Genomic DNA, 9,033 nt, shown 5'->3' with positions numbered 1-9,033 from the left:
GTTGCCTCCCGAGGGTGGTTGGTTCGTGGTTCTTCGGTTGTCATGCGTCGCGCCCACCAGGGGCACCGCCTCAACTGAGGCTCAAAAAGAATAGACCACCAACCCAAAAGTGTCAAGCGCCCCTTCCTGACACAGCAGAAGGAAAGGGTGCTGCGCACCCTTTCCTTCTGCCTGTATGCAAGAGGAGCACGCGTGTTAGCCTGCGCGCATGAAGGTCAGCGTGCTGCTGTTCGCCCGTCTCAAGCGCGAAGCCGGTACCGGGGAGGTCACCGTGGACCTGCCGGACTCGGCCACCGTCCGGGACGCGGCGCGTCTCGTCGAACGCGATCATCCGGTGAGTCTCGGCGGGTGCATGGCCGCCGTGAACGAGCGCTACGCCACCCCCGACACTCCTCTTTCCGACGGGGACGAACTCGCGTTCCTGCCGCCCGTCGCGGGAGGGTCCGGCCGCGGGCACGAGGACGTGCGCTGCGTGGTCACGGAGGAGGAACTCCAGCTGGGCGCCGCCGCCGACTTCCTCGTCCGTCCCGGCTGGGGCGCGCAGGCGTACTTCGTGGGGACGGTGCGCTCCCCCAACAAGGGCATGGACGTGGATCACCTGGAGTACGAGGCGTACCCGCCGATGGCGCTGCGCGTCATGCACGACGCCGTCGACCTCGCGCGCGAACGGTACGGCCTCGGCGGCGCCTACGTCGCGCACCGCACGGGCCGTCTGCGTCCCGCCGAGGCGAGCATCCTGATCGGGGTGGGCAGCGCGCACCGACGGGCCGCGCTGGAAGCCTGCGACTTCCTGATCGAGCACCTCAAGGTGCATCTGCCCGTCTGGAAGCTGGAGGTCGGTGAGAACGGCGAGTCCTGGGTGGAGGGCAGCACGGGCGCCCCGACCCTCTAGATCAGCGGGTCCCCTGCTCGGAGCTCATGTCCTTGAGGGGCGCCAGCCTCTGGTACAGCCGGTCCGCGATGCGGTAGAGCGCGAACAGGACGAGCGCGAGGATCGGCAGCATCCACCACTGCTCCACGCCGTGCAGCAGCCCGTTGAAGCCCGCGTGCAGCGCGGCGCTCAGCAGCAGGCCGCGCGTGCGCCACCAGCGTTCGCGGGTGAAGTGCGCCCGCGCGAGGGCGTAGCCGATCGGGACGCTGAACAGCGCGTGCGCCAGCATCGTGAACGAGCCGCGCCACACGGCCACGCCCACCCCGTACTGCAGGCCGTACGCGAGGTTCTCGAACAGCGCGAACGCGAGGGCCGCCGTGACGGCGTACACCAGCCCGTCGACGGGCTCGTCGAAGTCCCGCTCGCGCACCGCCGTGCTCGCCGCGAGGAGCTTCGCGCCCTCCTCCACCAGCGCGGTGAGCACCACCACCACCCACGCGACCGGGACGGCGTTGAAGCTCAGCTCCAGCGCGGCGGAGAGCAGCCACGCGAGCGCGCCGTAGCCGAAGGTGCGCCACAGCAGCCACGCGGGCTCCGGGTGGATGTCGCGCCGGGCGAACAGCCAGAACCAGAACGCCGCCGGGAGCAGCGTCACCGCGAGCAGCACCGTGAAGCTCACGTCGCCGCGAGCGCCCGGCGCATCGGCTGCTGCGCGAGGTGCGTCAGGGCCAGCGCGAGCGCGTCCGCCGCGTGGTTGCTGCCGATCTCGCGCAGGCCCAGCGACGCCTTGACCATGTACTGGACCTGGGCCTTGTCGGCCCGCCCGTGTCCCACGAGCGCCTGCTTCACCTGCATGGGCCCGTACGCCTGGATGGGCAGGTCCATCTGCGCGCAGGCGAGCTGCACCACGCCGACCGCCTGCCCCACCTTGAAGGCCACGTCGGCCTGACGGCGCAGGAACTGATCCTCGATGGCGACGGCCTCGGGCTGGTAGATCTCGATGAGGCGCGTCAGCTCGGTGTGCAGGTAGAGCAGGCGGCGCGGCATCAGCCACGCCGACTCGGTGTAGACGCACACGTGGTGCAGGTGGCGCGCCTTGCGGGCGTCTCCCTCCACGATGCCGATACCGAGGTTGGCGAGGCCGGGGTCGATGCCGAGGACGATCATTGCGGTCAGTGTAGCAACAGTGAAGGGAATGCCGTGCTCAACACGCGGGGCCGGCAGGATGACTCCTGGCCGGCCCCGGGGAGGGTCATGGGATCAGGCGTTGCCGCTCGCGCAGCCGCCGCTTCCCTCGCCGTCGGGCGAGGCGGCGCCGTCCGTGCGGAAGCTGTGCCCGCACCCGCAGGCGCTCGTGGCGTTGGGGTTGTGGACGGTGAAGCCGCCGCCCATCATGTTCTCGATGTAGTCCACCTCGCAGCCCTGGAGGAGCGGGAGGCTCATACGGTCCACGACGAGCTTCACGCCGCGGTCCACGACGATGGTGTCGCCGTCGAGTTCGCGGTCGTCGATGGCCATGCCGTACTGGTAGCCGCTGCAGCCGCCGCTCTTGACGAACACGCGAACACCCGCGTTCTCCTTGCCGCTGGTGGCGAGGATGCTCTGCGCCTTGAGGGCGCCGGTTTCGCTGATGCTGATGGCTTGGGTGACCTGCGTCATGTCCCGAGCCTAGCAAAGGTGCTCGTGAACGAAGGTGCATCTCACCCTAAAGGCGAGCGCAGCGGTCAGGATTGCGTCGCAGGGTTGCCAGGTGCGCCGCGCCTCTTATGCTGGGGCATGCAAGACGCCCTCACGAACCTCCGTGGCCAGCTTCAGGGGACCGACCTCGACGGCTGGCTCGTCTACGACTTCCAGGGCAGCAACCCGCTGGCGCGCACGCTGCTCGGCCTGCCCGAGGGCGCGCACCTCACCCGCCGCTACTTCGTGTGGGTGCCGCGCGAGGGCCGCCCCGCCCTGCTGCATCACCGCATCGAGGGCGGCACCTGGGCCGCGATCGGCGCGGGCGCCGACCTCGACCGCCGTCCCTACAGCGCCCACGAGGAGCTCGACGCGGCCCTGCGCGACGTCCTCTCCTCCGCGCGCCGCATCGCGATGGAGTACAGCCCGCGCGGCGACGTGCCCTACGTCTCGCGCGTGGACGCCGGGACGCTGGAGCGCGTCCGCGAGACGGGCGTGGACGTCGTCACGAGCGCCGACCTGCTGCAGGCCCTGCTGCAATGGTCCCCCGAGGATCTCGCCGCGCACCGCCGCGCCGTGGCCGTGCTGATGGACGCGAAGGACGCAGGCTTCCGCCTCGTCCACGACCGCCTCACCGCGAACGAGCCCGTCCGCGAGACCCAGGTGCAGGCCGAGATCATGCGCGTCATCGAGGCGGGCGGCCTCGTCACGGACCACCCCGCCATCGTGGGCTTCGGTGCGAACGCCGCCGATCCGCACTACGCGCCGGGCGGAGAGCACGACGCGACGCTGGAGCGCGGCCAGTGCGTCCTGATCGACCTGTGGGGGCAGGAGCCCGGACGCCCCAACGCGGACGTCACGTGGATGGCCTTCGCGGGCGAACCCGACGCGGAGTTCACGCGCGCCTGGCAGGCCGTGGCGGCCGCGCGCGACGCCGCCGTGGAGCTCATGCGGCGCGAGCACGGCGCGCTGCAGGGCTGGCAGGTGGACCGCGCCGCGCGCGACCTGCTCACGGCGCGCGGGTACGGCGAGCACTTCACGCACCGCCTCGGGCACAACCTCGGCGTGCTGCTGCACGGGCCCGGCGCGAACCTCGACGACCTGGAGACGCACGACACGCGCCGCCTCACGACGGGGCTCGCCGTGACGGTCGAGCCGGGCGTGTACCCGCGCGAGCGGGGTTACGGCATCCGCAGCGAGGTGAACGTGTACCTCGCCCCCGACGGTCCCGAGGTCACGACGCCCGTGCAGCACACCCCCTACGTGCTGGGCGTGGGCGACTGGGAAACGGCGCGCGCCACGGCCCTCGGGGAGAACGTCCCGTCATGAGCGGCGCGCAGGGAGGACAGACGCGCGGGCCCCTCGCGGGCCGGACCGTCATGCTGACCGGCGCGGGCGGCGCGCTCGCCACCGTCGTCGCGGACGCCCTGCGGGAGGCGGGCGCCACGCTCGTCCTCGTCGCGCGCGGGGGGCACGGCCTCACCGCGCGCGAGGGCGAGACGATCGTCGAGGCGGACCTCGCGACCCACGAGGGCGCCGCGTCCCTCGCGGCGTACCGCGCGGACGCCCTCGTGCACACCGCCGGGGGCTTCGCGATGCGGAAGGTCCACGAGGCCACCCCCGAGGACCTCCGCGCGATGTTCTCCGCGAACGTCGACACCCTCTTCCACGCCACGCGCGCCGTGCTGCCCACCATGCGCGCGGCCGGGCGCGGCGTGATCGTCGGGATCGGCGCGGGTCAGGCGGCGCGCGGCGCGGGCGCCGGGGCCGCGCTGTACACCGCCGCGAAGAGCGCCGTGCACGCGTTCCTCAAATCCCTCGACGCGGAGGGCCGCGAGGCGGGCGTGCGCGCCACCGTCCTCGTCCCCATGGGCGCGATCGACACGCCCGCCAACCGCGAGAGCGGCATGAAGCCCGAGGCCATGATCGACCCGCGCGACCTCGCGGACGCCGTCGTGTTCGTCCTCACGCGCTCCCCGCGCGGGCACGTGGACGAACTGCGCGTCAACCCACGCTAGTCACCACACGCCCGCCGAGGGCAGCGCGGACCGGTACCGCACCGACTTCACGCGCCATGCCGGATCGAGCTCTTTGAGAGCCTGGAGCGTGCCGTCGAGGTGTGCGGTCCCGTAGACGACGACGAGCCGCCCGGCCTCATGACGTGCGATGACCCCGGCGAGGTGACGGTCACGGTAATCCCGGACGACCTGCCTGAGGAACGGCGTGGGAGGGGCGGCAGGTCGGCGGAGGACGAGCCTCATCGCCGTCAGACAGACGGGAGCCGTCACCCGCTCGAAGGAACGTGGCAGGGACCTCACAAGAGCCAGATCGTCCTCTCCTAAACCCTCGATGGTCGTCGCCGGTCCGGCCGTCTCCTGCGCCGCGAAGCCCGGACGCGTACGTACGAGGCGGTCCCACTCCCGCACCATGTCGTCCACGGAGACGTCCGCCACCTCGAATCCTGGCGCGCGCTCGTTGAGGCGACGGTAGATATCCGACATCTCCGTCTTCTGACCCGTCAGGCCACAGATCGTGGAGAGGACGGCGTACACCTCTCCCAGCTCTCCGATGGGAACGCCGGAGAGCTGCCTGAAGCGGCGGGTGTTCCGCGCCGTGCCCGGCTGAACCTTCTCGAACAGGACGGGAACGCCCGCGTTCCGGGCCGCCTCCACGTCCCGTGTGACGTCCGCGTAGTACGCGCGTGAGGCCGCGTGCATCATTCCGTGGAACTCCACGGTTCTCGACCCGTTGGTGAGCGTCGCGACGGGCGTTCGCAACGGCATGACCACCTGCACGAGCAGCACCGTCAGCGGCCACGACGCCACGGTGACGCTCATGACCACGAACCACAGCGCCGCCGCACGCGGAGGACGGGGTCTGAAGCGCGTCCAGCGGCGAAGCGCGACGGACAGCGCCCATGCCGCGCCCGAAACGACGGCCCCGCCGAGCAGGATGAGGAACGAGAGCGTGCCGAACAACCAGACCACCAGCGTCCACGCTCCCAGGGACAGCACCCCGAGCAGGACGAGCGCCCGGCGGGAGAGGCCCGTCATCGAATCTCCCGGAACGAGAACGCCGACCGCCAGCGCGTGGACTCCACCCGCCACGCGGGATCGAAGCTCCGGAGCGCCCGCAGCGTTCCTTCCAGGTGCCCCGCGCCGTAGAGCACGACGAGCCGCCGTGCGGAATCCTCGTGGATGAGGCGCGCGAGGTGCCGGTCGCGCAGTCCGTAGATGATCTCCCGCGCGAAAGGCGTCGTCTCCACGCCCGCCCGTCCCCGCGACAGCGACAGGATCGCCCGGCAGGTCGCCGCGAAGGGCACGCGGACGGGCCTGAGCTGATCGAGCATCGCGTTCCAGTCCGGCCCCTCGCCCGAGGCGAGGTGGGCGGGGACGTCGAAGCGGCGCCATTCGGGGGTTCGCTTCAGGAGTCGGTCCCACTCGGCGACCATGTCGCCGTACGAGACGTCCGCGACGCGGTGCAGGGGATGGCCGGCGTCACGTTTGCGGCGGGCGTCCGTCAGCGCGTCCGCCTGATCCACGAGCCCACAGCCCGCCGCCTGCGCCCGATAGTTCGTGGTGAGGTCGCCCGACGAGCCCGTCAGCGCCATCACGCGTCTCCGGTCCATCTCTCGACTCCGCCGAACACCCTCGTGCAGGACGGGGACGCCCTCGCGCTCGGCCCTGCTCAGGTCACGGGCGACGTCCGCGTAGAACGCGGGCGACCCGATGTGGATCATTCCATGGAACTCCACGCTCCGTGTGCCGTTCGTCAGGGTCGCGACGGGCACGCGCAGCGGAGCGAACACCTGCACGAGCAGCACCGCGAGCGGCCAGAGGGACGCGAGCGCGCTCAGGGACGTGAACCACAGCGCGAACGTCCGCGCGGTCCGGGGCCTGAAGCGCGTCCAGCGCCGCAGCGCCTCCGCGACACCCACCGCCACGGCGGCGGCGAGCGCGACCACCGTGAGCGCCACGAGCGCGAGCGCGTGCATGAACCACGTCAGCAGGGCGGCGCAGCACACCACGACGACCGCCAGCAGGATCCGGGAACGGGAGGAGAAGCTGTTCATCGGCAGCACCTGTCCCGACGGTAGGGGCCGGGCGGGCCGCACCGCAGAAAAACCTCACGTCACGAGAGAAGGAGGGCGGTCCCACGTGTGGGACCGCCCTCCACCTTTCAGCCGCTCAGGCGCCGTACTTCTGGAGCTTCAAGGCGTTCGCCATCAGGAGCGGCATGAGGTCCGTGCCGCGCCGCAGGCCGAGGCTGCCCTTCTGCGCCTCCTCCTCCGTGAAGCGCGCCGCGACGTCCTTGCGGCCCCAGCGGCTCTGGATCAGCACGGGCACCGGATGCCACGAGTGCGTCAGCAGGACGCTCGGGGTGCTGTGATCCCCGACGATCGAGAGGACGTCCGGGTTCAGGTCGAGGATCTGCGGGAGGAGCTCGTCGAAGAGCTCGACCTTGTGGACCTTCTCGTCGAAGTTGCCGTCCTCGCCGGTGGAGTCGGTCTTCTTCACGTGGAAGAAGAAGAAGTCGTACCTGTCCCAGTTCTCGCGCAGCACCTGCACCTTCTCCTGCAGGGCGTCCTCGTGGCCGGGCACGTCGAGGACGTCCATCCCGACGAGCGACGCGAGACCCTTGTACATCGGGTAGGACGCGATGCACGCGGCCCTGAGGCGGTACACGTCGTGGAAGCTCGGGAAGTGCGGCACGTCGCTGTAGCCGCGGAAGAGCACGCCGTTGATGGCGGCCTCGTCCTTCAGGGCCTCCTCGGCGCGCGCCACGAAGGTGTTGACGAGGTGGGCGGTGCGTTCGCTGGCCGCGTCGTGCGCCTCCGCCACCAGGGGCGTCACGCCGGTCGCCTGGGGGTCCACGTCGGAGATGTTCGCGCCGAGCGGCGTGCCCTGCGCGCGGAACACCACGACGAAGCGGTGCTCGCTCTCCGTGTGGACCTCCACGGGCGTCCCGTCGATGTCGGGGATGGCGGCGCGGAGCCTCGCGACGACGCGGACGTTCTCCTCGTCGCTGGGACGGCCCGCGCGGCGGTCCTCCACGACGCGGCCCGCGCCGAGCGTGGCGAAGTTGCCGCGCACCGCGACGTCCCCGGCGCCGAGCTTCACGCCGATCCCCACCGCCGAGAGCGCGCCGCGCCCCACCGTGAACTTCAGGGGATCGTAGCCGAACAGGCTGAGGTGACCGGGACCGCTGCCGGGCGTGATGCCCGCACCGACGAGCTCCACCTGCCCGAGCTGGGCGCGCGCGGCGAGCGCGTCGAGATTCGGGGTGCGGGCCGTGGCGAGCTCCGTGTCGCCGCCCTGTTCGCGCGGCAGACCGCCGACGCCGTCGAGCACCACCATCACGATCTTGCTGGGTGTTTCCTTGGCCAGTTCACGGATGACATCGAGCATGAATTCCCTCCTCGGTCGGGACGGCGGGGCCGTCCGCGTGCGCCCTGAGTGTACAGGCAGCGGGCCGGACACGTCGCGTCCGGCCCGCTGGCCTTCCTCTCAGGCGTCCGGGATCAGCCGCGCAGGATCTGCCCGTCCTCGGAGAGGGCCGGGTAGGGCTCGCCGCGCTCGCGGTAGAGCGGCGCGAGGTCCGGGTAGGCCCACTCGAACAGGCGGCGCTCCAGATCGGCGACCTCCAGCTGGGGGCGCTCGTAGAGGCCCGCCGCGAGCCGCTGGCGCTGCGCCTCGAAGAGGATCGTGGCGGCCGCGACGGACACGTTGAGGCTCTGCACCATGCCCAGCATGGGAATGACGACGTTGTGGTCGGCGGCGTCGGCGGCCTCCTGTGACACGCCCCACTTCTCCGCGCCGAGCAGCACGCAGGTGGGCCGGGTGTAGTCGAGGTCGCGGTAATCCACGGCGCGCGCGGAGAGGTGCGTGGCGAGCACCTGGAAGCCGCGCGACTGCAGCGTCCCGATGGCGCTCAGCGCGTCCGGGTGCGTCTCGACGTGCACCCACTTCTCCGCGCTGCCGGACGTGGCGCTGTAGGTGGGCAGCCCGCCGCGCGGCGCGACGGCGTGCGCGCCGAGGACGCCCACCGCGTCGCAGGAGCGCAGGATCGCGCTGAAGTTGTGCGGTTTGTTCACCTGCTCCATCAGGACGGTGAGGGTGGGCTGGCGCCGCTCCAGGACGCCGCGCAGCTTGGCGTAGCGTTCGGGGGTCAACCTCCCAGCCCCCGCAGCATGTTGAGGATCTTGTCGGCGTACTTGCGCACGCGCTCGGGGCCCATGCCGCGCACCTCGCGCAGTTCCGTCTCGGTCTGGGGGGCGCGGCGGGCGAGCTCGGCGAGGGTGGCGTTCGACGCGATGATGAAGCGCGACACCTCCTGACGGCGGGCCTCGGCGTTGCGCCACTCGCGCAGACGCTCGAAGGCCGCGAGCTGCTGCGTCGTGAGGTCGGCGGTGAGGTCGGCGGAGCCCGTGGCGGGCAGGTCGGCGTGCTCGGGCAGGTCGGGCGGGAGGTCCCGCTCGGGTTCGG

Annotated in this window: 11 protein-coding genes; 3 read left to right on the top strand and 8 right to left on the bottom strand. The window is 71.5% G+C overall.

The genetic code is table 11. The features are described 5' to 3' along the window. Positions 1–208: 208 nt before the first annotated feature. Positions 209–892: a molybdopterin converting factor subunit 1 gene (gene moaD, locus DEIPI_RS0126890; protein WP_027483828.1), complete on the top strand. Its 684-nt coding sequence runs from the start codon at positions 209–211 to the stop codon at positions 890–892. A 1-nt stretch (position 893) separates the two neighbouring features. On the opposite strand, the gene DEIPI_RS35055 is transcribed toward moaD, so the two are convergent. From DEIPI_RS35055 to DEIPI_RS0126875, 3 genes are all read right to left on the bottom strand, one after another. Then, positions 894–1,550, bottom strand: coding sequence for a PrsW family intramembrane metalloprotease (locus DEIPI_RS35055; protein WP_045235311.1), 657 nt, complete (start codon positions 1,548–1,550; stop codon positions 894–896). After that, complete coding sequence (gene ruvC, locus DEIPI_RS0126880; protein ID WP_027483827.1) at positions 1,547–2,038, bottom strand: crossover junction endodeoxyribonuclease RuvC; 492 nt, start codon at positions 2,036–2,038, stop codon at positions 1,547–1,549. Before ruvC ends, DEIPI_RS35055 begins: the two co-directional genes overlap by 4 nt. A 93-nt stretch (positions 2,039–2,131) precedes the next feature. Next, positions 2,132–2,530 (bottom strand): HesB/IscA family protein, encoded by a 399-nt coding sequence (locus tag DEIPI_RS0126875; protein ID WP_027483826.1) that lies wholly within the window; start codon positions 2,528–2,530, stop codon positions 2,132–2,134. 117 nt (positions 2,531–2,647) lie between these two features. On the opposite strand from DEIPI_RS0126875, the gene DEIPI_RS0126870 reads away from it, so the two are divergent. After that, positions 2,648–3,877 carry a M24 family metallopeptidase gene (locus DEIPI_RS0126870; protein ID WP_027483825.1) on the top strand — a complete coding sequence of 410 codons (1,230 nt, stop codon included), beginning with the start codon at positions 2,648–2,650 and terminating at the stop codon, positions 3,875–3,877. Continuing rightward, entirely contained in the window at positions 3,874–4,566 is a 693-nt protein-coding gene (locus DEIPI_RS0126865; RefSeq protein WP_045235310.1) for an SDR family oxidoreductase, read from the top strand. The genes DEIPI_RS0126870 and DEIPI_RS0126865 overlap by 4 nt, the downstream gene beginning before the upstream one ends. On the opposite strand, the gene DEIPI_RS0126860 is transcribed toward DEIPI_RS0126865, so the two are convergent. The 5 genes from DEIPI_RS0126860 to DEIPI_RS35050 all read right to left on the bottom strand — a co-directional run. Then, positions 4,567–5,601: a hypothetical protein gene (locus DEIPI_RS0126860; RefSeq protein ID WP_027483823.1), complete on the bottom strand. Its 1,035-nt coding sequence runs from the start codon at positions 5,599–5,601 to the stop codon at positions 4,567–4,569. Beyond that, the gene (locus DEIPI_RS0126855; RefSeq protein ID WP_027483822.1) at positions 5,598–6,620 is read right to left on the bottom strand and encodes a hypothetical protein; all 1,023 of its coding nucleotides are present in this window, start codon (positions 6,618–6,620) and stop codon (positions 5,598–5,600) included. Before DEIPI_RS0126855 ends, DEIPI_RS0126860 begins: the two co-directional genes overlap by 4 nt. Positions 6,621–6,735: 115 nt before the next feature. Further along, the gene (locus DEIPI_RS0126850; RefSeq protein ID WP_027483821.1) at positions 6,736–7,956 is read right to left on the bottom strand and encodes a 2,3-bisphosphoglycerate-independent phosphoglycerate mutase; all 1,221 of its coding nucleotides are present in this window, start codon (positions 7,954–7,956) and stop codon (positions 6,736–6,738) included. Between the two features lie 113 nt (positions 7,957–8,069). After that, positions 8,070–8,720, bottom strand: coding sequence for a tRNA (guanosine(18)-2'-O)-methyltransferase TrmH (trmH, locus tag DEIPI_RS0126845; protein WP_027483820.1), 651 nt, complete (start codon positions 8,718–8,720; stop codon positions 8,070–8,072). Next, a partial coding sequence (locus DEIPI_RS35050) for an HRDC domain-containing protein (protein ID WP_045235309.1) occupies positions 8,717–9,033 on the bottom strand: 317 nt, incomplete at its 5' end. The genes DEIPI_RS35050 and trmH, both read right to left, overlap by 4 nt.

Source organism: Deinococcus pimensis DSM 21231, from assembly GCF_000519345.1.
Lineage (GTDB): Bacteria > Deinococcota > Deinococci > Deinococcales > Deinococcaceae > Deinococcus_A > Deinococcus_A pimensis.
Note: the sequence above shows the minus strand (reverse complement) of the source record. Positions and strands in the feature narration are given on the sequence as shown.

Coding starts and splice junctions, on each gene's coding strand:
- moaD (WP_027483828.1), top strand. CDS start 209: ATGAAGGTCAGCGTGCTGCTGTTCGCCCGTCTCAAGCGCGAAGCCGGT.
- ruvC (WP_027483827.1), bottom strand. CDS start 2,038: ATGATCGTCCTCGGCATCGACCCCGGCCTCGCCAACCTCGGTATCGGC.
- DEIPI_RS0126875 (WP_027483826.1), bottom strand. CDS start 2,530: ATGACGCAGGTCACCCAAGCCATCAGCATCAGCGAAACCGGCGCCCTC.
- DEIPI_RS0126870 (WP_027483825.1), top strand. CDS start 2,648: ATGCAAGACGCCCTCACGAACCTCCGTGGCCAGCTTCAGGGGACCGAC.
- DEIPI_RS0126865 (WP_045235310.1), top strand. CDS start 3,874: ATGAGCGGCGCGCAGGGAGGACAGACGCGCGGGCCCCTCGCGGGCCGG.
- DEIPI_RS0126860 (WP_027483823.1), bottom strand. CDS start 5,601: ATGACGGGCCTCTCCCGCCGGGCGCTCGTCCTGCTCGGGGTGCTGTCC.
- DEIPI_RS0126855 (WP_027483822.1), bottom strand. CDS start 6,620: ATGAACAGCTTCTCCTCCCGTTCCCGGATCCTGCTGGCGGTCGTCGTG.
- DEIPI_RS0126850 (WP_027483821.1), bottom strand. CDS start 7,956: ATGCTCGATGTCATCCGTGAACTGGCCAAGGAAACACCCAGCAAGATC.